Genomic DNA, 22,951 nt, shown 5'->3' on the forward strand with positions numbered 1-22,951 from the left:
GGCTGAAGTTTAAAATTAAAATTTCATTTAATCCCTACCTCCAAAAACTTGGAGTCCCCAGTATACTAGGGTGGCCAAAGAACCAATAGCAGCTACCAAATAAGTTCGGGCAGCCCATTTCAACGCATCTTCAGAACCCTTGTATTCCGATTGGGTAACCACGTTTTTCGATTTTAACCAAGCTAAAGCCCTGTTACTGGCATCGTATTCTACTGGTAGCGTTATAAAGCTAAACAATGTAGCCATTCCCATCATTACCAATCCAGCAATTGCTACCCAATAACCAAATCCAACTCCCGCGGCTGCTCCTAGAACCAACCCCCCAAAGACCACCCAGGTGGACATTCCGGAAGTTACACTTACTACGGGCACCAATTTGGACCGCATGGTCAACCAATCATATGCGGTAGCATGCTGTACAGCGTGGCCACATTCATGTGCCGCAACGGCTGCAGCCGCCGCGTTCCTTTGACTGTACACCCCTTCACTAAGGTTAACCGTCTTATTTTTTGGATTATAGTGATCTGTGAGCATACCAGCAGTAGAAATAACCTTCACATTTCGTATACCGTGATCTGCCAACATTTTTTCAGCAATTTCTGCACCACTCATACCGTTTTGCAGATGTACTTTTGAATAGTGCTTAAACTTGCTTTTTAAGCGACTACTCACTAACCAACTGACTAATGCGATTGCACCTATCAGTATATAATATCCCATCATAACTTTTAAAATTTTATAGAATTAAAGATACTAAACAATTTGTTTGAGTATTTCCCAATAAAAAGCAAAAACCCCGCCAAACCCAAAAATTACAATTAAGAGTATGCCGAGGTCTATTATAACCGACAAAATGTACGCTAGGCAAGGACTTCTTCCCAGCCAAAAGCCTCTATAATCTCTTCGTAAACAACTTTTCCTTCAACGATGTTCAGACCTTTGTTCAAACTGGCATCCTTTTTACAGGCAGCTTCCCACCCAAGATTAGCTAATTTTAATACATAAGGAAACGTAACATTCGTTAAGGCCATTGTAGAAGTGTAGGGAACGGCACCCGGCATATTCGCTACGGAATAATGTACTACATCGTCAATGATATAAATGGGGTCCTCATGGGTTGTTGGTCTCGTGGTTTCTACACAACCTCCTTGATCTACGGCCACATCTACAATTACAGTACCCGGTCGCATTTCCTTAAGCATATCCCTTGTAATCAAATTTGGTGCTTTAGCGCCTTTCAACAGGACTCCACCAATAATTAAATCATGGGTCTTTATATGTTTTCTGATATTGAATTCGTTCGAAAACTCCGTTACCACATGCGGTGGCATCACATCGTTTACATAGCGTAATCGTTTCATATTAATATCCATAATGGTCACGTGTGCACCTAAACCGGCTGCCATTTTAGCAGCCTGGATACCCACGACCCCTGCGCCCAGCACCAAGACTCTTCCTGGCGCTACACCAGGCACCCCTCCCAAAAGCACCCCACGTCCCTTTACAGGTTTTTCCAAGTATTTAGCGCCCTGTTGTATGGCCATTCTACCGGCAACTTCGGACATTGGTGTTAATAATGGTAACGTTCCTTCCTCATCCTCAACCGTTTCGTACGCAATGCAAACGGCCTTCTGTTTGATCATCGCTTTGGTCAGTTCCTCGCTTGAAGCAAAATGAAAATAGGTGAACAGGATTTGTCCTTCCTGAATTAATTCGTATTCCTCGGCTATGGGCTCCTTAACTTTTACAATCATTTCTGACATGGCGTACACTTGACCGATAGTATCTAAGATAATAGCCCCGGCCTGTTGATAATCCTTATTGAAAAATCCACTCCCATCGCCTGCTTGAGATTGCACGTAAACGGTGTGATTGTTCTTTACCAATTCAAAAACCCCAGCAGGCGTCATCCCAACCCGGCTTTCGTTGTTCTTAATTTCTTTAGGAATACCAACAATCATTGTTATAGAGTTTTATATTAAGTCACGAAGTTGTGACAAATTAAACACTTATCAAACAAATAATCGTTAAAAGGCAGGGGTTAACGTTAAAAAATTCAGTTTTAAAAGCTATACCCCCTAAAATTTAGGGGGGGTGGCTTCTAATTATTTGTATTTTAATTTCATTATTAAAACGAAGAGTACTAGGACAGCAGTAATACAATTGGCCAATATGATAGGTAAACTCTCAATATAAAATCCGTAAACCGACCAGAGCAGCACCCCTGTCAAAAGTACCAAGTACATGAATAGAGAAATGTCTTTGGTAGATTTCTGTTTCCAGGTTTTGTATACTTGGGGGACGTAGGCCGCGGTCGTAAGTATGGCGGCTACTATGCCGAGGATGTCTATGTATGTCATGAATGGATATTAATTTGTTGGACACCAAACCTTTAGTCTCCTAAATATGTTGAAAGACACCTCACATAACCAATGCCGGGGGCAATTCTTAATCAGCCTACAATATTCACGATTTTTCCCGGTACCACAATTACTTTCTTCGGGGTCCTTCCTTGTAACTGTTGGTGCGTCTTTTCATGTGACATCACCATAGATTCTATTTCCTCTTTGCTAAAATCTAAAGGCATTTCTATAGTGAACTTCATTTTTCCATTAAAGGAAATAGGGTACTCCTTAGTACTCTCCACCACATATTTTTCCTCAAACTTTGGAAATGGTACCGTAGCGATCGACCCTTTATTGCCTAATTTTTCCCAAAGTTCCTCGGCAATATGCGGAGCATAAGGCGATACCAAAATAGCGAGTGGTTCCAAGATGGCTCGGCTCGTACATTTTTGGGCCGTTAACTCATTCACACAAATCATAAAAGTAGCCACAGAAGTATTAAAGCTGAAGTTCTCTATGTCGTCCTCAACCTTTTTTATGGTCTTATGCAAGGTCTTCAAAGAATCTTTAGAAGGTGCTACTTCGGCAACCTCAAAAGTACTATCCGCCCCGGTATGGTACAAACGCCACATCTTTTTCAAGAACGAATGTACTCCTGTAATCCCCGCGGTGTTCCAAGGTTTGGATTGTTCCAATGGCCCTAAAAACATTTCATACAAACGAAGACTGTCCGCCCCATATTCCTGTACAATATCATCTGGGTTGACCACATTGTATTTGGATTTGGACATTTTTTCGATTTCACGACTTACCTTGAAACTCCCATCTGGCTCTTTTATGAACTCTGCATCGGCATATTCTGGACGCCATTTTTTAAAGGCTTCAATATCCAATTCATCTGAAGAATTTATTGAGGAAACATCTGAATGGATTCTATCAATTCTTGAAGATTTATAACTTCCAAATTCAAATGATTTTGGAATTTTGGAACCTAGTATACTTTCAATTTGTAATTCCCAATTTGTATCAGTTGTTGCCTCTAATTTGTCTATTATACTTTCGGAAACAAATAATTCAGCTGTTTCAAATGCAGAGCTTTCAGGCACAAATTCGTCAGGATCACCTGAAAACCAATCCAAAGTAAATCTTCCTACAAAAGCACTGGTACCCGTAATCATCCCTTGATTGATTAGCTTTTTAGCAAATTCATCTTTGGGCACCAAACCCTTATCGAACATAAACTTTTGCCAAAAACGGCTGTACAATAAATGTCCCGTGGCGTGCTCGCTACCTCCAATATACAAGTCCACATCCTGCCAATAGTTTATGGCCTCTTGGGAGAAGATTTCTTCCTCATTGTGCGGGTCCATATACCGGTTAAAATATTGGGAACTGCCCGCCCAACCGGGCATGGTGTTCAATTCAAGGGCCCCTCCTAGTCTCCCCGAGGGGGAGGAACTCTTGAACGCCTCTTCAGAAACTACCTTACCTTCATCACCATACTGTAGCCAATACCATTCCTTTGCGTTCCCCAGAGGTGGTTCGCCGGTCTCGGTAGGTAAGTATTTATCGACCTCAGGTAATTCTAATGGTAAGAATTTTTCATTTAACATCTGTGGCATCCCATCGGGATCGTAATACACCGGAAAGGGTTCTCCCCAATACCGTTGTCTGCTAAAAACGGCATCCCGCAGGCGATAGTTTATTTTGCCTTTGCCCTGCCCCAGTGTTTCTAAGGTTTGAATAGCGATTTTAGATGCTTTCTTATAGGGCAATCCGTTCAGAAAATCAGAGTTGGCAATGATAGTCTTCTCCTTATTGGCAAAAGCCTCTTCAGAAATATCCACACCCTGAAAAATATTCGGAATCGGGATATCGAAATGCTTTGCAAAATCATAGTCACGCTGGTCACCGCAAGGAACGGACATTACCGCACCGGTGCCGTAACCTGCCAAGACATAATCCCCGATCCAAATGGGAATAGGTTCTTTTGTAAACGGATGTTCGGCGTGAGCTCCCGTAAATGCACCGGTAATGGTCTTAACATCTGCCATGCGATCTCGCTCGGACCGTTTTGCCGTGGCTTCTACATAGGCATCCACCTCAGCTTTCTGTTCGTCAGTTGTAATTTTTTGTACGAGCTCGTGTTCCGGTGCCAAGGTCATAAAGGAAACTCCAAATATAGTATCAGGCCGTGTAGTGAAAACCTCAATCTGATGTTTGGGCTCCCCACCTTCATTTGGAAAAACATTAAAAGTTACAGAAGCTCCTTCTGAGCGACCAATCCAATTGGTTTGGGAATCCTTAAGCGGTTGTGGCCAATCAATTTTTTCCAATCCGTCCAACAAACGTTGGGCATATGCGGTTATACGCATGCTCCACTGTGTCATTTTTTTACGAATGACCGGGTGTCCCCCACGTTCCGAAACACCGTTTACGATTTCATCGTTGGCCAACACCGTACCTAGAGCCGGACACCAATTAACTTCAGACTCCGCCAAATACGTCAATCGATATTGCAACAAAATCTCCTGCTTCCTCTTTGCCGAAAACTTGTTCCATTCGTCCGCAGAAAAATAGGTGATCTCATCATCACAGACTGCATTTACCGTTCTATTGCCTTCTTTTTCAAAAATTGAAATCAGGCCTTTTATATCCTCTGCTTTGTCGGTATCCTTGTTGTACCATGCATTGAACAATTGGATGAAAATCCATTGCGTCCATTTATAGTACTTGGGGTCGGAAGTACGCACCTCCCTGCTCCAATCAAAAGAAAAACCAATTTGATCAAGCTGACGACGATATGTTTTTATGTTCTCTTCTGTAGTAATGGCAGGGTGTTGCCCCGTTTGAATGGCATATTGTTCCGCGGGCAGGCCAAAAGAATCGTATCCCTGTGGATGAAGTACATTAAACCCTTTATGACGCTTGTAACGCGCATAAATATCACTGGCTATATAACCCAACGGATGACCTACATGAAGACCCGCCCCAGAGGGATAAGGAAACATATCCAACACATAAAACTTTTCCTTATCCGAATTGTTCTCTGCTTTAAAGGTTTGGTTCTCGGCCCAGTACTTCTGCCACTTTTTCTCTATATGGTTGAAATTGTAGTTCATATTAATGTGTTAGACCTGTCAGGTTTTTAATGCAGTAAACCTGACAGGTCTGTCCCGTTAGCCACAAAAATAAGTTTATTCAATTTACTTTCCTATTTTTACATTTCTATTCACCCTCATGAGCACTTCTTTTGAAAATTATCAAAGGCGAAAACTAATATCCTCCTACTTTTCAGTAGTACTAAGTATCGCATTAGTACTATTTCTACTGGGTATTTTGGGACTTTTGGTCCTCAACACCAAAAAAATGGCCGACCGCTCCAAGGAGCAGATAACCATATCCATATTCCTAAAGGAAGACGCCAAAGAATTGGAGGTGGAACAATTACAAAAAACCCTGGCCATGTCCGATTATACGAAATCGGCTACGTATGTATCTAAAGAGGAGGCGGCAGAGCAGCACAGCCAAGAAATAGGAGAGGATTTTGTGGATTACCTAGGGTATAACCCGTTAAAAAACTCCATCGATGTTAAACTGAATGCTGATTTCGTGACCGCTGAAAAAGTTACGGAAATTGCTGCAGAGCTTTCCGAAAAAAGCTATGTGGACGAAGTGAGTTATGACAAGGTGCTGGTAAGCATGGTGGCTAAAAGCGTGGAGAAAATAGGATTTTGGATACTGGTAGCCAGTGCCATATTTACATTTATAGCCGTTTTATTGATTAATAGTTCCATTCGCTTATCCATCTATTCCAAACGCTTTATTATCAAGACCATGCAAATGGTTGGTGCGACGAAGACCTTTATACGCAGACCTTTTATTTGGCAGAATATAAAATTGGGTATGATTGGAGCGCTATTGGCCCTTGTGGCCATAGGTGGCGTTATTTATTATGTGAATACTAGTTTTCAGGATTTAGGCCTGTTGGAAGACCCCACAATACTAATCATACTTTTGATAGGCGTATTTGTCTTGGGTATTTTAATTTCACTGGTAAGCACCTATTTTGCCACCCAACGTTTTCTAAACCTTAGGACAGACGAATTATATTATTAAATTTGCGCCATGAGTAAAAAAAATAGAGCTGACCAGACCCCTAAACAAGATTTTATTTTTCAGAAGAAAAATTACCTTTTTATGTTCATCGGTATAGCTTTTATTGCCCTAGGTTTTATACTTATGAGTGGTGGCGGAAGTGATGACCCCAATGTATTTAATCCCGAAATCTATAATTTTAGAAGAATAAGGTTAGCGCCAACTTTGGTGCTTATTGGCCTAGGTATCGAAATTTATGCGATTTTGTTGAATCCCTACAAAAAAAAGAACTAGTTGGACATTCTTGACGCCATTATTCTCGGTATCGTACAAGGATTGACCGAGTTTCTTCCTGTATCCTCTAGTGGCCATTTGGAATTGGGAAAAGCCATCCTAGGAGACACTTCGGTTCCAGAGGAAAGTCTGTTATTCACCGTTGTTCTCCATTTTGCCACGGCACTTAGCACGATTGTAGTATTCCGAAAAGACGTATGGGAAATTTTGAGGGGATTGTTCCAATTTGAATGGAACGAAGAAAGTCAGTTTTCCATAAAAATTATAATTTCTATGCTGCCTGCCGTTTTTGTAGGCTTATTTTTTGAAGAACAATTAGAGTCCTTTTTTGGCGGAAATGTTCGTTTCGTAGGTTTTATGCTTTTGATAACGGCAGTACTCCTTTATTTCGCGGATAGAGCAAAGGACACGGATAAGAAGGTAAGTTTTAAAAATGCTTTTATCGTCGGGGTTTCACAAGCAATTGCAATGCTACCTGGTATTTCTAGAAGCGGGGCTACTATTTCCACTTCGGTATTATTGGGAGTTGACAAATCCAAGGCGGCACGTTTCTCGTTTTTAATGGTAGTACCACTAATCATTGGAAAAATAGCTAAGGACCTTATTGGTGGAGAACTAAACTTTAATGGAGAAAACAATATTGCAATGGGCGCAGGATTTCTGGCTGCCTTTATTGCCGGACTGGCCGCCTGTACTTGGATGATTCAAATTGTGCGAAAGAGCAAGCTTTCCTATTTTGCCGTATACTGTTTAATCGTAGGGTTGATAGCTATTTTTTATGGTTATCTTGTTCCCTAAATCCTAAAGTAATGAGTTTAATAATTGGTGTATGGCCGATATTAATCGCTCTTCTAGCTACCCTTGTCATTCCAGTACTAGTTTACGCTCTAGGATTTTTTGTAAGGAAAAATGTAGAGATTATAAAAGCACTTAACTTAAAAAAATGAACCAATAATCAAGGTTTGAAAACTAAAGAAGATTTTTTAGAAGGTCAAATACTATTGATAGACAAACCTCTTGGTTGGTCCTCTTTCCAGGCGGTGAATAAGCTGAAATGGGCTATTCGTAAAAAATTCAATCTTAAAAAAATTAAAATTGGTCATGCCGGCACATTAGACCCTCTTGCTACGGGCCTATTGCTTATTTGTACAGGAAAGTTCACCAAAAAAATTCCGGATTTCCAAGGTCAAGCTAAAGAATACACCGGAACGATAACACTAGGCGCCACAACACCCTCCTATGATCTAGAGACCGATGTTGACCGGATATTTAAATTTGATCATATTACGCAAGCCTTAATTGAAAAAATTCTACTAAATTTCATTGGAGAAATAGAACAAGCCCCTCCTATATTTTCAGCCTTAAAGAAGGACGGCAAACGCTTGTACGAATATGCAAGGGAAGGAAAAGCAGTAGCCATAAATAAACGAAAAGTACATATTAGCGAATTTGAGATTACACGTACGGAACTTCCTGAGCTCGACTTTAGAATTGTATGTAGTAAGGGTACCTATATTCGCTCCATAGCCCACGACTTTGGAATTGCTTTGGGGTCAGGAGGGCATTTATCGGCTCTTAAAAGAACCAAAATAGGCGATTTTAACGTAGATATAGCCCAGGACCCTTCGGAGTTTTCGGAAATGTTACTTAATGAGTCTGGTTAAATGTCGTAAACTAAAATGATTTTCCTTTTATCGATTCTAAATACTTTTTTCTTAAAAAACAGGTTATAAGACCATGAACCTCAATAGACAACAATTATCCTTAATCATTACCATTTTTTCAATGGGTATTGTCGTGTTGGTGCTCTATAATATCCATTTAGGCGGACAAGAGGAACAAGATGACTATGTTGTAGAAATGGTCATGGAAGAGGATTTGATAGAGGAACTTACCCCTGAGGAGGAAAAAATATTAGAAGAACTCTCCAAGGCCGATCCCATTCAGAGTCATATGGCCTATAATGAAACGGCCAAACCTAATTACGGCAATCCGGAGCCTCTAAAGACCTTAGAAGAAATTCTTGAGGAAAAGGCGGAAATGAGCGATGGAGACCCTTCGGAGGATTTAATCTCAGATTCCGAATATGCCGCTAAAATAAAGGAGCTTGCCAAAAAAAGGGAAGAACAAAAACAACTCTTGGGCGAAAAGGAAGCGGAAAAACAAGAATTTACCAATAATCTCGCAAAACGAAAGACGTCCATATCGTATTCTCTGGTAAATAGAAATAGTTACCGATTGCCCCCTCCTATCTATACCTGTATTGAAGGTGGTAAAGTGGTTATTAACATAGAAGTTGATGCCCTGGGCAATGTAATCGATGCAGATTTCAATGAGAGAAGTTCCGGTACCTCTAATGGCTGTTTGGTGGATAATGCAATTGCTTATGCGTTAAAAGCAAAATTTAGTGCGGGGGATAAATCTTCACAGAAAGGAACGATAACCTATTTATTTCAACGGAAGTAATTCCATTAGGTCGTTCAATATACTCTGCCCCTTATCCTTATTATACCAAACTTGTATGTCTTGCTTGAACTCATCAGTAAAAGAGCCATGCTCGGCTTTATAGTCCTCGGCCAATACTGTGGCGTTTTTTGACCTAGGTCCCCAATCCGCAATTACGTTGCCCGTTGTATTTTCAATAGCGATAAGCTTAGGAATGGACATTTTTCCGTTAGTCAAAAATTTATTCATCAACTCAATATTTTCATCTCTTAATAGTATTTTCAACGTGATATTGGGAGATGAATTGGCAATTTTATTCATTACAGGCAAGGCTGGTGATGCATCACCGCACCAACTTTCGGTTAGAACCAACCAAGTTATAGAAATGTCGATATCCCTAATTTTTTGAGCAGCCTCTTCATGGATGATAAAGGTCTTATCCCACCTTTTCATACGTTTATCATTGAGTCGGGTATAATTTATTAAGGCTTCGGTCTCTGATGGACCGGATGTCTTTCCACTATATGCCATTGATGAAACTAGACTCCTATATTCCGAATAGGTCATTCCTTTGGATAAACTTTCCCTTATCAATTCTTCAGTTGTATTATGCATCTTATTTGAAATGGCTCTTTGCATTTTCTTATCATTAGAAAACGTTAGTAGTTCATCAAACCAAAAACTTACAGGGCCCTTTTCTTTATCATTCCCCCGCGGGTATCGTTTATTTTGCTCATAACGACAAAAGCTTTTGGGTCAATCTTCGTAATTTCAATGTTCAGCTTTCTAATTTCCAATCGTGTAATAACCGTAAAAAGGACGTCATATTCATTATGTATACCGTCTTTTCCAAAGCCCCCTTTTGCATCATAAATCGTCACCCCACGACCCAGTTTATTGATTATCATTAAACGAATATCTTCACTGGCTTTGGAAATTATAGTAACTCCCGTGTACTCTTCGATTCCATCTACAATAAAATCCAGCGTTTTAGAAGCAGCGAGATAAGTTAACATACTATAGAGCGCAGTTTCAATAGACAACAGATAGGCCGCAGTCAGGAAAATAAGAATATTAATCAGAATTATAACATCGCCAATGGTTGCTCCCAATTTTCGACTCAAAAAAATTGCAAGTACCTCCGTGCCATCAAGAACACCACCTCCCCTTATGGATAAACCAATTCCCGCACCTAAGAAAAATCCCCCAAAAACAGCAACCAAAAGTTTGTCTTGGGTTATTTCGGGAAAATCCACCAATCCCAAAACCAGGGCCAGGCCTAGAATGGCCAATGTAGCTTTGATGGTAAACTGCTTCCCAATTACCTTATAACCAAGTATAAGAAATGGTAAATTTATGAGAATAATAATCGTGGATAGTGGTAATGGACTTATGGTGGTAATAAGCAACGAGATTCCGGTTGCACCGCCATCAATAAAACTATTGGGCAATAGAAAACTCTCCAGCCCAAATGCTGCCGCAAAAATACCAGACACGATAAAAAAGGTATCCTTTAGATAGGATTTTGCAGTAACCCTTAATTTTCTGGATTTTTTTAGATATGCACCCAAATGCCCCATCACATAAAACCCGCTATTTTTATGTCCTCCCATTCCAATTTATTTTAAACTATGAAGATATTCCTATAAGCTGCATTGTTTTCTCATATCAAGAAAACTATAAATTTTCAGGGTTTACCGCTAGACTATTAAATAGTTTCGCTTTGGCGGTATAAAACTTGTTCTGGACTTCGATGCGCTTCAATTGAGTCTCTATTAATTTGCTCTCCCTACTATTGATCAAGAACAACGAACTTTCGCCAAAACTGAATTTACGCTCCTCCGCCTCCAAAAGAGTGCTATAGCTGCTTACGATATCGTCAATAAGAACGTTCTGTGTCTCGAAAGACTCCAGTTCTCGGTAAAGGGCCAAGATTTTATTTTTTATCGCTATCTCTGCATTGTCCAAATCGAACTGTGCATCCTGGAGTTTGAATTTGGCGAGCTTCAAATCGCCGCGTTCCTTACGCAAAAACAAAGGGAATTGAAATTTTACTCCCCCTTTGTATTCTTGATATTGTAATGAATTGATAAGTTCTGGCTTTTCGGTAAGAAAATTATACTCCAAATCTATTTTCGGCAATAATTTGTTCGCCTTTAAGTTTCTCTCCACCCGCAAGCCGTCTATTTTATACCCAAGTGATAATAACTTCGGATGGTTTTCAATGGTAAAATCACCCAAAGGTCTTCCCAGAATTTCCAAAGTGATGTCTATTTCTTCACTAATATTAACATCGGGAATCACATTAGGCTGCAACTCCACAGGAACGTTATCGTTCATCCAAAGAAAATTGGAAAGTTCAAGTGAACGTTTCATAAGTTTCACTTTGGTCTGTTCTAAACTCAATGCCCGTGATTGCAAAGCAATTTTAGCCTCAACGGTATCGATGGCGGCGATATCACCCGCTTCTGCCCGACTTTTAATACCCTGAAATCGAATATCGGCGTTGACCAAAAAGTTCTGAAAAATAGATACTTCGTTAAACGCTTGCAACCAATCAAAATAAGCCAAGGCAGCATCATAGAGAATTTGGTTAACCAATAGGTCCCGGTCCGCTTTGGTCTGTTCCCTGAACAGTTTTGCCTGTTTCAAAGTAGCCATACGGTCATTTATCCAAAGGCCTTGTGCCAAACTCATGGAAACCCCTGCACTATATAGACCTTGGGCGGTCCCCTCTTCGTCCCCGCTCAAAAACACACCTTGATCTTGCTCAAAATTACCTTTTAACTCAATTCCGTACCAAGTAGGTATCTTAAAGGTTCCGTTTAAACGCTCCCAATAATCGATTCCCTTAAACTCCTTTCGGTCGTAATCCACCTCAATTTTTGGGTCAAAGGCACCACGCGCTTTCATCAAATTCGCCTGCCCCATGTTCAGGGTCAACTCGGCCTGCTTGGCAATCGGGTGGTATTTTTTGACGTAGCCCAAATACTCATTGAACCCCAGCACTAAGGAATCCTGAACTTGGCCTACTACAACGAGCGAAAACAAAAGCAGCATGTATGTAAGGTACCTTCGCATGTTATTTTTTTACTGGTTTTCCCTGAGCACCTTCAGGCTGGTAATAATTAGGCGGGAAACCATTGAGCTGTCGCCAGAGTTCAAACCAAATGGGCACATCCTCCAAAAGTGCGATGGTGGTGGCACCCGAACCTGCCCTTAACTCATTGGGCCAAGGATGGTCATTCTCATCAGGCGCCAGCAAAATTCGATACTTGCCATTGTCACTTATAAATGTTTCTATAGCAACCACCTTACCCCCATAAGTACCATAGGAAACGTTGGGCCATCCGCTAAAAACAATAGCTGGCCATCCATCAAACTGAATTCGAACTTCTTCTCCCAAATGAATTAGGGGAAGATCAATGGGCTCTACGTAGGTCTCTACGGCCATCTCATAATCCGAGGGCATAATTCCCACTAAACGATCTCCTTCTTTAAAAGTCTCACCAATCCCTGCCTGTATGGCTTTATTGATGTAACCATTTTGCGGCGCACGGATATAGTACAGACTATTTCGCATTTCATAATTGGTATATTCATTCTCCAACTTAGTGACCTGTGCCTCAGAATCGAATTGACCGGATTGCGCGGTAAACATATCACTCTGCGCTTTGCTAATTTTATCGGTATACTCCGCCTGCACCCTATTAATCTCGACTTCCGCATTAATAACCTCGTTCTTCGCGGCTAATAGTTTATTTTGCTGGGAAATTAGCTTTGCCTGGGTTTCTTGAAGTTTAAGTCTCTTTTCCTCTACATCCGTAACCGCTTTAAGTCCTTCACTCTCCAACTGTACTGTCCTGTTAAATTGACGTTCAGCAATTTGAATATTCGTTTTTGCCGCTTCCAAATCAATACTGTCGCTTTGTACCTTTAATTTTGCCTGTAACAACTTATTTCTTGCTTGCTCCAATTTGAGCTTTCGCTCACTGGACAAGGCCCCGATTTGATTATTCAAGGCTTTTACTTTGCCTTCGTATGAATTTACCGATGCTTCTTTTGCCCTTATTTGCATTCCTGTCCGTTCCACTAACCTTGGATCAAAATATTCATTCTTGACCTCGGATATGAATAGGATTGTATCTCCCTTTTCTACAAAATCCCCCTCACGCACATACCATTTCTCTATTCTGCCGGGGATAGGAGACTGTATGGTCTGCGGACGATGTTCGGGAGTTAAGGTAGTAACGTAACCATTTCCATTGATTGTTTGTGTCCACGGTAGGAATAAGACGATGAAACCAACCAATGTAAAAGCCAGCAAAAATCTGTTGAAGTGTTTGTAATGCCTTTGATGAAATACCCGTTGTGCCGAGGTAAACCTATCCAAGCTTACCTTCTGATTTAATCTGTTATGTGATATATTAAGCATTCTGGTTATTTTTCGTTGATTATTCTCCCTTGTTCCATGGTAATAACACGGCTACATTTATCAGCCCATCGCAAATTTTCGCTCACTACTATCAAGGCCCAGCCATTTTCACGATTACTAAGGAAATTCATTATCCGAGTACCCTCTTCTTTATCAAATTGATCCAATGGGTCCTTAAGTATGAGTAGTTTGGGCTTTCTTACGATACTACGCGCCAAAACAATTTTTTTAGATATCGTATAGGGTATCTGTCTACCTTCTGGATATAGTATGGTCTGAAGACCCTTTGGTTGTTCCTTTACGAATTGGGTCAATCCTAGTTGTTCCAAGACCCAGTAAACCTGCTCCGATGAAATTGAAGTATCCCCAAATGTGATATTATTTAAAATAGTACCCTCAAAAGGTGACTCCTCGGGTAGGGACTGTCCAATATGGGACCTGTAATAATTAAGGTTCATTCCTCTTAAATCCGCTCCATTAATGTAAACGCCTCCCGCATCCGGCTGCAAAATACCTGCTATGATGCGTAAAAGGGTAGACTTGCCAGAGCCACTGTTTCCATTTAAAAGAATAGTGCAGGTAGGTGTAATTGTCAATGATAAGTTGTCTATGATTTTCTTACCCCTATCGGGCACCATATAAGTAACTTTATCTAACTCCACTTGAAATCCCTCGTTCTCCTTAAATGGCTTCTCTCCTTCTTGGGGCTCCAGCTCTTTATCAACAACTTGACCTAATTTTTCTAATGAGGTTAATAGGTCATAGAAAGTTTCCAGACCAGTAATAAGTTTTTCCACCGAACCTATGACCAATAGTATAATGATTTCTGCTGCCACGAATTGGCCAATGTTCATTTCTTGATTAAGTACTAGCAGACCACCGATTAATAAAAGACCAGCGGTAACTAAGACCTTAAATCCTATCATTTGGATGAACTGAAGCACCAAGATTCTAAAATGACTTTCCCTGGCTTCTAAATATTCGGTTACAAGTGCATCATTTTTGTCCAAGGCATGTGAGGTTTTACCGGACAGTTTAAAACTAACAATAGACCGGGCTACTTCCTGTATCCAATGTGCAACTTTGTATTTACTTTGTGATTCGTCCAAACTCGTATCAAGTCCCTTTTGAGCGGTAAACTTGAACACGATATATATAAGTACCAATAAGAGTATACCGTAAATTATAAAGAAAGGATGGTAAAAAGACAGCAATAGTAGTCCAAAGATGATTTGTAATAGCGAAGCAGGGAAATCTATTAAAATCTTAGAAAGACCTTTCTGTACTGTTAGGGTATCAAAAAAACGATTCGCCAATTCTGGCGGATAGTAGTTTCGTAATTCACTCATTTTTATTTTTGGAAAGCGATAGGCAAATTCAAAGGATGATCTGGTAAAAATTTTCTGTTGAACGTTTTCAATGATACGTATCTGCATTAATTGAAGTATTCCTACGAATGCGACACCTAAAGTCACCAAAACCACCAAAACGATCCAAGATGTACTTATCTGTGCCCCTTGAATAAGGTTAATAATGGCTTGGATTCCCAGTGGTAAGGATAGATTGACCAATCCTGCGAATATGGCATAATAGAATATCTGAAAAACATCCCTTTTGTCCAAGCGTAACAATCCTATTAGCCGCTGCCAGGCGGTTAGAATATCTTTGGCCATAATCCTTATGATTTAAGTGTTGAAAATGTTAAATGAAGAAAGTATTGGGTCGGGTCCTGTTTCGCATGACAATCGGTCAACGAACTAAAGTGATCTTTCAAGAAATTTTGGTGTAAAGAACCTTCCAAAATCGTACTCGCCAGACTGGAAGGATATTTATAATCGGGGTCTAAAGTATTGATCATCTCACTTATCCGGTTAACCAAGCGCTTATAAATTACAAAATAACCATCCTTGTTTTCAGCATCTACCTCTTTGGTTAAATACGACTTCGAATACTCGTTTATAACGATCTTGTTTAACAAAACCTCATTGATATGAGAAAAGGCAGAATCCTCTACCGTTGTTTTGGTAACAATTTCAATAGCCTTTTCCAGTTTCGCAGTAGGATCCTCAATACTATTGGTAGCAAATACAAGTTGATACTCCAACCAGCCCCAATACCACGAAGTCAGGTACAACAACAGTTTATGTTTGTTCTCAAAGTACCTGTATATGGAGCTTTCGTTAGATTTAATTCGAATACCTAATTTTTTAAAAGTAAAGCTCTCAAAACCCATCTCGTTGATCATCAAGATGCTTTCCTGTATAATCCGTTTTCCTAAATCAGATGACTCCGGATCTTTAAGGTAAATATTTTCATTAATGGCGATTTTGACTGATTGTAGTAAATGGTCCATGGTAATTTTTTATATCAGTCAAATATAATAGTAATACTATCATAACATGATAGTTTAACTGTTTTTTAACGAAAGTAATACTTTTTTTATTTAAATTAGAATAGCTTTTTGGATAATGATAAGATATACGATTATGGGAAAAATTTACTTAACTTTTATTACTATACTATTTATGAGCTTCTCTTATGCTCAGCAAACAGCTACTTTGAGGTTAACAGCTGTCGAACAGCCTGAAACCTCTTACGGAGAAATAAGACCTTTAATAGAATTAGGCAACCATAAGGTCGTAGCCGTAATGGGTGGTCTCAACGATTGGGACGGAATGAACAATTACTTTAATATTTATGGTAGTAAAGTAATTGTCCAAAGTAGAGATATTTCTTCAAAAGGTGTTATCTCCTTGACCTTAAGAAGAGAGGATGGTGATAATTTTTTCGGGCAGTATCCTATATTAAAAGCAGATTTAATTCCATATGAGATATTAAACCTTAATGATAATTCAATAATTAATTAAAGCTTAGCGCAATGAAAAAACTATTCTTAGTACTTATTACAAGTTTATTCGCAAATGCAATTTGGTCTCAAGAAATCGGGGAAACCATAAAGACTGGAGATTTATATGTCATTAACAAATCAAATAATCAACCATTTAAAAATCTTTTCTTCCCAAAACCCAACTTTATAATTAAGAGAGGGGGAATTGCTAATTACAAGGGACTTGATGGCACTATTGTAAAAATCAATCGTGTTTACACAAGTGAAAACAATAACTTAATTGTAGACCTAACCCCCTTAGGCTCAAAGAAATTCTTTAATGTTTATAGTAATGTAGAGGCTAATCTAACAAAAGCGATGGAAAGTAAAGAACTTCAATTACCTAACAAAGCTAAAGAACAGTCTTTGGTACAACAAAAATAATAATTGTTCTCAGCACCAGTTTGGAGCCCTTGTTTCTTCGCTAGTAACACTTAAGGCATTTTCTAAACTGGTGTTTTAAAAAAGTTTTATGATCCTAGCACATATAATAGTTAAGGAAAGGGAACAGACGATGGATATTATAAAACTACTTACGGAAAAGGACCTAATTTTTAGTGCTGTCATTTCCACTAAGAAAGTTTATGAAAAAAATAAAAAAACAGGGGAGATAGAAGACTTAGAACATACCTTAATTATTGGTAAAACCAAGGCACTGTTGTTCAGTACCATCAATGCATTACTTAAAGAAAAATATCCCAAAAGTATGCCCATGCTTTATGCAATTCCTATAATTTATATGGATGATGAACTTACAGAGATGGTACGTAGCAATACCGCCCTGGTATAAGTTTCAAGTTTATTCTCATATCTTTAATCCAAACTTTTTACATGGATAAACAAAGGTGTGGGTGGTGCATAGGAGATAGGCTTTATGAGGCTTATCATGATGAGGAATGGGGCGTTCCCGTTAAGGACGATGCGACCATTTTCGAATTTTTAATTTTAGAGACTTTCCAAGCAGGTCTAAGTTGGATTACCGTATTAAAGAAAAGGGATAATTTTAGAGAGGCGTTTGACCATTTTGATTATAAAAAAATAGCTCAATATGACCAGGCCAAAAAAGATGAACTTTTGCAAAATCCAGGTATAATCCGCAATAAACTAAAGGTCAACGCTACGGTGTCCAATGCACAGGCATTTTTAAAAGTCCAAGAAGAATTCGGAACTTTTAGCTCCTATATATGGGGTTTTGTCAACAATAAACCCATTAAAAATACAGTTAAGAACTACAAGGAAGCTCCTGCCAATACCCCAATATCCGATAGACTTAGTAAAGACCTGAAGAAACGGGGTTTTAAATTTGTTGGAAGTACCGTAATCTATGCACATATGCAAGCTACCGGAATGGTCAACGACCATGAAATAAATTGTTTTAGATATCATGAAGTTTAACAAATAGAGTAGCGTAAATGAAAACTAGAATATTACAAGCCCTTTTTTTTATCCTTCTTTTTTGTTGTTATAGTACAATTGCCCAAAATAAATATGAACGGGAGTACCGAATTAAAAAATCACAGTTTCCTGAAGAAGCTATTATACTTATTTCAGAGAAATTAGAAGGTGCTAAACGCTTAAAATTTTATAAGGAAACGGATAGTGCTAAAACAAGCTTTGAAGCCAAGTTTAAAAAAGACCGACTCTGGTATAGTGTAGAATTTGACGAATCTGGTAAACTGGAAGATATTGAAATTTTGGTAAAGGAAGTGGACTTACCTTCAGATACATATAGTGCCATATTAAAATATCTTGATAAATCTTTTTCAAAATACCGTATAAAAAAAATACAGCAACAGTATCCCACGAATGAAGGAGAGGAACTGAATAAAACCATAAAGAACGCCTTTCAAAATTTGATTTTACCCTCCATAAATTACGAATTAATCATAGGTGGGAAGAAAAATCAGGAGTACTTTGATTACGAAATTTTATTCGACTCCCAAGGCAATTTTATCCGAATAAGAAAGTCGTTACCTCCAAATTACGACCATGTTCTTTACTAAGACTCATATCATTTTAATTTTAGGAATAGCCCTATTATCAAATGTGTTGAAGGCACAAGATAATTTAACTATTTATTGGCAACCTCAAATCTCTTTGAACTATAAAGTGTCCAAGAATTATTCCCATAATTTTGCCATTGCAAATCGTTCCTATTTATACCAAGAAGAGGATTTTGTGTTTAACGTTCGACAATACGATATTTCCCATTTTTCAAACTTGAAGATTAGGGACAATCAAAGTGTTGGCTTGGGAGTACAATACCGAATTCGAGAAATTTTTGAGGACGACAAGTCGAATGAACTCAGATTTACCCAACAATATAATATTACGCAGAAATATAGGAGTCTGAGACTGGGGAACCGTTTTAGAGCGGAACAAAGGTTGCTTACATCACAAACAATTCATAGGTTTCGGTATCGTTTGGCTTTAGATTTACCTTTACAGGGTGTTCAATTAGATATAGGAGAGCCGTACTTCATAATTTCTTCCGAATCCCTACTTAGTACAACTAAGGCAAGCAAACCTGAATACGACCAGCGCATTACCGCCCATTTGGGATGGTTACTAAGCGAAAAGACCAAACTTCAAGTAGGATCAGAGTATCGTTTTGAAAACTACACCCAAAAAACAGAAAATGTATTATTTATTTTGACCAGTCTTATCGTGTCCCTTTAAAATTTTTATGAATTCCTGCCTTGGAATCTCCTCGGCTCCTAAGCTGGCCAAATGTTCCGTGTACAACTGGCAGTCTATTAAAGCATAGTTCTTTTTCCTGAGCTCTTTGGCCAATTGAATGAAAGCGTATTTGGAGGCGTTAGAGCTTAAGCTGAACATGCTCTCCCCGCAGAAAATATGACCAAGGTCCACCCCATACAACCCTCCTACCAAATTATCATTTTCCCAAACCTCATAGGATTTCGCATAACCTTTTCGGTGTAATTCTACATATGCCGATGCCATATCCCGGGTTATCCAAGTGCCGTCCTGTTCCCTTCGGGAGACAGCTGCGCATTGCTGAACGACTTCTGCGAAACAGGTGTTTTTGGTAATTCTAAATTGGCCGCTGCGCATGACCTTACGCATGCTTTTTGAAATCTTGATATTTTCTGGGAAAAGGACCATCCGAGGATCGGGACTCCACCACATTATAAGGGAATCATCATTGAACCATGGGAAAATACCATTTTGATAGGCCAACAATAAACGTTCTGAACACAAATCTCCCCCAACAGCCAAAAGTCCTTCGGAATTGGCGCTATCCAAAGGCGGGAATTCCAACCGATCCGTAAGGAAAGAAATAGTGCTCTTTTGCATTCTTTCTTTTAGTTTCTGGTTTTCAATTTACAAATACGTCTAAAAATCAAAAACTTGTTTAACTTTTTTGGTCAAACAAGTTTTAATATGGTTTTAACTACGCTTCAATTTTTTCTCAAACTTAAGTGGGTTTTTCCGAATAATTCTATTTAAAAAGGTAGGTCGTCGTGATCTTCTTCATTAAGATTATCGGCGGGTTCGAAAGCTTCCATTGGTGGTACAGGAGGCATTCCTTCTGCAGGCGCATTTTGTTGTATGCTTTCTATACGCCATCCTTGGATAGAATTAAAATACTTTACCTCACCCTGTGGGTTTGTCCATTCCCTTCCCCTAAGGTTAATACTAACCTTTACATCCTGGCCAACGCTGTAGTTATTCAACAAGTCACACTTGTCCTGTACAAATTCTACAAGAATATGCTGTGGGTACTGCTCATCTGTCGTAACCACCAATTCCCTCTTTCTAAAACCATTGTTTCCAAAGGTTTTGGTTTCCCCGATCAGTTTTACTTTTCCTTCTATTTCCATCTTAAAATACTCGTTTATCTATAAAAAACAAAAATACATAAAATGCCTCGGTAATAAAACTACGGTTGACGAATACCGCACAACAATTATTTACATTTTGGGTTATCTTTAGTATTACAATCAATTGAATGAATTTTAATCCCAAAAACAAGGTCTCCAATATTTTCCTTTTAATAGGTTCGTTTGTTTTGGTGAGTTTGATTTTATTGAACACCAATAGCTTTTTTAAAAAATTCAAGGAAGAAGAACGGCTAAAAATGGAGATTTGGGCAACTGCGCAGTCAGAATTTCTTCAATCTTCGGAAGATGTGGATTTGGGCAGTTTACATTTAAAGGTATTTCAAAACAATACCTCAACCCCAATGATATTGATCAATAAGGACGGATCAACACGGGTGAACAATATTCCAGCCGATAAGGTTGCGGACTCGCTTTATATTCTAAAAAAACTAAAGCAATTTCAGAACGAAAACATCCCTATTTCCATAGATCAGCAAGGAGAACATTTAGCAACATTGTATTACGGGAATTCCGAAGTATTAAATAAACTAAAATATTATCCTATTGCGCTCTTGTTGATTATCTTCCTTTTTGGGGCCGTGCTTTACTTTCTGTTTAAAACGAACAAGGTTTCCGAACAAAACAAACTTTGGGCGGGTATGGCCAAAGAAACGGCACATCAAATAGGAACCCCCCTGTCCTCTTTATTGGGGTGGAACGAATTATTAAAGACCGAAGAAATAAATCCGGATATCACCAAAGAAATAGAAAAGGATATAGATAGGCTACAAACCATTACAGAACGTTTTTCGAAAATTGGCTCACTGCCCAAATTAAATGAGCGGGATATCGTATTGGAGACCAAAAATGCCTACGATTACCTTAAACGGAGAAGTTCCAAACTGATTCATTTTTCTTTTAATACCAAAGTGGATGAAATGCCCGTTCTTTTAAACAGCTCGCTCTACAATTGGACCATAGAGAATCTGGTAAAAAACGGCATAGACGCCATGCGCGGTAAAGGAAGTATCGCCATTGAAATAGTTCCGGACGGTAAGTACGTGAATATTTTGATTGCGGATACTGGACATGGAATCCCCAAAAGTAATTTTACCACTATCTTTAATCCCGGCGTAACCTCAAAAAAAGAGGTTGGGGGTTAGGCCTGTCCTTAGTTAAAAGAATAATTGAAGAATATCATAACGGGAAAATAAAAGTCCTCTCCTCCGGGAAGGAAGGTACAATAATGCAAATATCCCTTAAAGTACACGTATAGTTATGGCAAAGGAAAAACTAGTCGTCATTAAGGAAGCAAGTCTTAAAAATAATTGTCCGGAATGTTTTAATCAAGATTTAAAGCTTTCCTTTTATCAAAAACATACTTATGGAAGCCTATTTCATAAAACGACCAATGAGGTTTCCAATAAAATGGTTTGCGAAAAATGTAAATCCACTATTTATCCGGTTAGCTGGACGGAAGATATAGAACGCATGTTCGATTACTATCAAAAAACGGTAGTTCCGGAAAAAAAATCATCAAAACCTACACTACTTTTCTTTGTTCTAATGTTATTGCTTGTTGCTTTGGTAGGGGGCGCCGTTTACGTTTATATGAATAAGCTCATTCAATTTTAGACCTAATTTTACTGGCAATTGCCTCAAATTCCTCTTTGGTCAACGTGACTTTATGCTGAAAGGTAGCATCTTTCATATCGTTCAAAGGTATGAGATGAACATGTACATGGGGCACTTCCAGCCCTATAACGGACATACCAACACGCTTACAATCAATTGCCCTTTCTATAGCCTTTCCTACTTTTCTTGAAAATACCATAAGACCCAAATAGGTGTCCTTATCCAGGTCCAACAGTTTATTTACTTCCACCTTAGGAATACATAAAGTATGGCCTTTTGCATTTGGATTTATATCCAGAAAGGCTAAAAAAGAATCGTCTTCAGCTATTTTATAACTAGGAATTTCTCCGTTAATGATTTTTGTAAATAAGGTCGACATGTTCAGTTTTTAAATAAAAAATCCTGTCACGGTGAGTAACAGGATTAAATATAAGTATTTATGGAATGTTATTCCCGCGTGATTTCTAAGATTTCAAATTTAAGCGTTCCATTGGGTACCGTAATCTCCGCAGTATCTCCAACTTTTTTTCCGAGCAGCCCTTTCCCTATGGGTGAACTTACCGAAATCTTTCCGGTTTTTAAATCGGCTTCGCTCTCAGCAACCAATTTATACTTCATCTCCATACCGTTGTTCTTATTCTTAAGTTTAACCGTAGAAAGAACCAATACTTTAGAAGTGTCCAATTGCGACTCATCTATTAAACGTGCGTTCGCCAAGGTAGCCTCCATTTTAGCAATCTTCATTTCTAAAAGTCCTTGAGCTTCCTTCGCTGCATCGTATTCCGCATTTTCAGATAAATCACCTTTATCCCTAGCTTCCGCAATTGCCTGAGAGGCCTTTGGTCGTTCAACATCTCTAAGTTGATTTAATTCGTCTTTTAACCTTTTTAGTCCCTCCGCAGTATAGTATGATACGTTACTCATAACTTCATCGTTTTATAAATAGAGAAATCCTCTGCAGCTGCCT

The 22,951-nt window shown here is 38.9% G+C and carries 26 protein-coding genes and 1 pseudogene; 13 read left to right on the top strand and 14 right to left on the bottom strand.

Features of this window, described 5'->3' with window-relative positions; translation table 11 throughout:
* Positions 1-27: 27 nt before the first annotated feature.
* The 4 genes from N8A89_RS06155 to N8A89_RS06170 all read right to left on the bottom strand — a co-directional run bounded on the left by N8A89_RS06155 (position 28) and on the right by N8A89_RS06170 (position 5,467).
* On the bottom strand, positions 28-723 hold the full coding sequence (locus N8A89_RS06155) for a zinc metallopeptidase (protein WP_289645123.1): 696 nt from the start codon (positions 721-723) through the stop codon (positions 28-30).
* Positions 724-860: 137 nt separating this feature from the next.
* Positions 861-1,961, bottom strand: a complete 1,101-nt coding sequence (gene ald, locus N8A89_RS06160) for an alanine dehydrogenase (RefSeq protein WP_281541471.1) — start codon at positions 1,959-1,961, stop codon at positions 861-863.
* Between the two features lie 144 nt (positions 1,962-2,105).
* Positions 2,106-2,360 carry a SemiSWEET family sugar transporter gene (locus tag N8A89_RS06165; protein ID WP_281541472.1) on the bottom strand — a complete coding sequence of 85 codons (255 nt, stop codon included), beginning with the start codon at positions 2,358-2,360 and terminating at the stop codon, positions 2,106-2,108.
* 92 nt (positions 2,361-2,452) lie between these two features.
* Entirely contained in the window at positions 2,453-5,467 is a 3,015-nt protein-coding gene (locus N8A89_RS06170; protein ID WP_281541473.1) for a leucine--tRNA ligase, read from the bottom strand.
* A gap of 118 nt (positions 5,468-5,585) precedes the next feature.
* On the opposite strand from N8A89_RS06170, the gene N8A89_RS06175 reads away from it, so the two are divergent.
* The 5 genes from N8A89_RS06175 to N8A89_RS06195 all read left to right on the top strand — a co-directional run bounded on the left by N8A89_RS06175 (position 5,586) and on the right by N8A89_RS06195 (position 9,203).
* The gene (locus N8A89_RS06175; RefSeq protein ID WP_281541474.1) at positions 5,586-6,464 is read left to right on the top strand and encodes a cell division protein FtsX; all 879 of its coding nucleotides are present in this window, start codon (positions 5,586-5,588) and stop codon (positions 6,462-6,464) included.
* A 9-nt stretch (positions 6,465-6,473) separates the two neighbouring features.
* Positions 6,474-6,737 carry a DUF3098 domain-containing protein gene (locus N8A89_RS06180; protein WP_289645124.1) on the top strand — a complete coding sequence of 88 codons (264 nt, stop codon included), beginning with the start codon at positions 6,474-6,476 and terminating at the stop codon, positions 6,735-6,737.
* Entirely contained in the window at positions 6,738-7,535 is a 798-nt protein-coding gene (locus N8A89_RS06185) for an undecaprenyl-diphosphate phosphatase (protein ID WP_281541475.1), read from the top strand. It begins immediately after the preceding gene.
* A 164-nt stretch (positions 7,536-7,699) separates the two neighbouring features.
* On the top strand, positions 7,700-8,401 hold the full coding sequence (truB, locus tag N8A89_RS06190; RefSeq protein ID WP_281541476.1) for a tRNA pseudouridine(55) synthase TruB: 702 nt from the start codon (positions 7,700-7,702) through the stop codon (positions 8,399-8,401).
* A 73-nt stretch (positions 8,402-8,474) separates the two neighbouring features.
* A complete protein-coding gene (locus N8A89_RS06195; RefSeq protein WP_289645125.1) occupies positions 8,475-9,203 on the top strand; it encodes an energy transducer TonB family protein in 729 nt (242 codons plus the stop codon).
* Here N8A89_RS06195 and N8A89_RS06200 read toward each other — a convergent pair.
* The 6 genes from N8A89_RS06200 to N8A89_RS06225 form a co-directional block, all read right to left on the bottom strand.
* Positions 9,186-9,821, bottom strand: coding sequence for a thioredoxin family protein (locus tag N8A89_RS06200; RefSeq protein ID WP_281541477.1), 636 nt, complete (start codon positions 9,819-9,821; stop codon positions 9,186-9,188). The genes N8A89_RS06195 and N8A89_RS06200 overlap by 18 nt on opposite strands.
* A gap of 44 nt (positions 9,822-9,865) precedes the next feature.
* Positions 9,866-10,795 (bottom strand): YitT family protein, encoded by a 930-nt coding sequence (locus N8A89_RS06205; protein WP_281541478.1) that lies wholly within the window; start codon positions 10,793-10,795, stop codon positions 9,866-9,868.
* A gap of 64 nt (positions 10,796-10,859) precedes the next feature.
* Positions 10,860-12,263, bottom strand: coding sequence for a TolC family protein (locus N8A89_RS06210; RefSeq protein ID WP_281541479.1), 1,404 nt, complete (start codon positions 12,261-12,263; stop codon positions 10,860-10,862).
* Between the two features lies 1 nt (position 12,264).
* Positions 12,265-13,617, bottom strand: coding sequence for an HlyD family secretion protein (locus tag N8A89_RS06215; RefSeq protein WP_281541480.1), 1,353 nt, complete (start codon positions 13,615-13,617; stop codon positions 12,265-12,267).
* A gap of 5 nt (positions 13,618-13,622) precedes the next feature.
* Positions 13,623-15,290 (bottom strand): peptidase domain-containing ABC transporter, encoded by a 1,668-nt coding sequence (locus tag N8A89_RS06220; protein ID WP_281541481.1) that lies wholly within the window; start codon positions 15,288-15,290, stop codon positions 13,623-13,625.
* Between the two features lie 5 nt (positions 15,291-15,295).
* Positions 15,296-15,970, bottom strand: a complete 675-nt coding sequence (locus N8A89_RS06225; protein ID WP_281541482.1) for a TetR/AcrR family transcriptional regulator — start codon at positions 15,968-15,970, stop codon at positions 15,296-15,298.
* 172 nt (positions 15,971-16,142) lie between these two features.
* Between N8A89_RS06225 and N8A89_RS06230 the strand changes: the two genes are divergently transcribed.
* From N8A89_RS06230 to N8A89_RS06255, 6 genes are all read left to right on the top strand, one after another.
* Positions 16,143-16,484, top strand: coding sequence for a hypothetical protein (locus tag N8A89_RS06230; RefSeq protein WP_289645126.1), 342 nt, complete (start codon positions 16,143-16,145; stop codon positions 16,482-16,484).
* A gap of 11 nt (positions 16,485-16,495) precedes the next feature.
* Positions 16,496-16,888 (top strand): hypothetical protein, encoded by a 393-nt coding sequence (locus tag N8A89_RS06235; protein WP_281541484.1) that lies wholly within the window; start codon positions 16,496-16,498, stop codon positions 16,886-16,888.
* 88 nt (positions 16,889-16,976) lie between these two features.
* Entirely contained in the window at positions 16,977-17,294 is a 318-nt protein-coding gene (cutA, locus tag N8A89_RS06240; protein ID WP_281541485.1) for a divalent cation tolerance protein CutA, read from the top strand.
* A 41-nt stretch (positions 17,295-17,335) separates the two neighbouring features.
* On the top strand, positions 17,336-17,899 hold the full coding sequence (locus tag N8A89_RS06245) for a DNA-3-methyladenine glycosylase I (RefSeq protein ID WP_281541486.1): 564 nt from the start codon (positions 17,336-17,338) through the stop codon (positions 17,897-17,899).
* Positions 17,900-17,916: 17 nt separating this feature from the next.
* Positions 17,917-18,507, top strand: coding sequence for a hypothetical protein (locus N8A89_RS06250; RefSeq protein ID WP_289645127.1), 591 nt, complete (start codon positions 17,917-17,919; stop codon positions 18,505-18,507).
* Entirely contained in the window at positions 18,494-19,183 is a 690-nt protein-coding gene (locus N8A89_RS06255) for a DUF2490 domain-containing protein (RefSeq protein WP_281541488.1), read from the top strand. The genes N8A89_RS06250 and N8A89_RS06255 overlap by 14 nt, the downstream gene beginning before the upstream one ends.
* Here N8A89_RS06255 and aat read toward each other — a convergent pair.
* Positions 19,148-19,822 carry a leucyl/phenylalanyl-tRNA--protein transferase gene (gene aat / locus N8A89_RS06260; RefSeq protein ID WP_281541489.1) on the bottom strand — a complete coding sequence of 225 codons (675 nt, stop codon included), beginning with the start codon at positions 19,820-19,822 and terminating at the stop codon, positions 19,148-19,150. The genes N8A89_RS06255 and aat overlap by 36 nt on opposite strands.
* Positions 19,823-19,971: 149 nt before the next feature.
* On the bottom strand, positions 19,972-20,349 hold the full coding sequence (locus N8A89_RS06265) for a DUF3127 domain-containing protein (protein ID WP_281541490.1): 378 nt from the start codon (positions 20,347-20,349) through the stop codon (positions 19,972-19,974).
* 128 nt (positions 20,350-20,477) lie between these two features.
* Here N8A89_RS06265 and N8A89_RS06270 point away from each other — a divergent pair.
* Together N8A89_RS06270 and N8A89_RS06275 are read left to right on the top strand one after the other, a co-directional pair.
* Positions 20,478-21,625: pseudogene (locus N8A89_RS06270) on the top strand (ATP-binding protein).
* Between the two features lie 2 nt (positions 21,626-21,627).
* Positions 21,628-21,984 (top strand): hypothetical protein, encoded by a 357-nt coding sequence (locus tag N8A89_RS06275; RefSeq protein ID WP_289645128.1) that lies wholly within the window; start codon positions 21,628-21,630, stop codon positions 21,982-21,984.
* Here N8A89_RS06275 and N8A89_RS06280 read toward each other — a convergent pair.
* On the bottom strand, positions 21,971-22,363 hold the full coding sequence (locus tag N8A89_RS06280) for an HIT family protein (protein WP_281541492.1): 393 nt from the start codon (positions 22,361-22,363) through the stop codon (positions 21,971-21,973). The two genes, N8A89_RS06275 and N8A89_RS06280, sit on opposite strands and share 14 nt — an antisense overlap.
* Positions 22,364-22,431: 68 nt before the next feature.
* Positions 22,432-22,908: a transcription elongation factor GreA gene (gene greA, locus N8A89_RS06285; RefSeq protein ID WP_289645129.1), complete on the bottom strand. Its 477-nt coding sequence runs from the start codon at positions 22,906-22,908 to the stop codon at positions 22,432-22,434.
* Positions 22,909-22,951 lie beyond the last annotated feature (43 nt).

Origin of the sequence: Maribacter aestuarii, from assembly GCF_027474845.2 — a bacterium.
Classification (GTDB): Bacteria; Bacteroidota; Bacteroidia; order Flavobacteriales; family Flavobacteriaceae; genus Maribacter; species Maribacter aestuarii.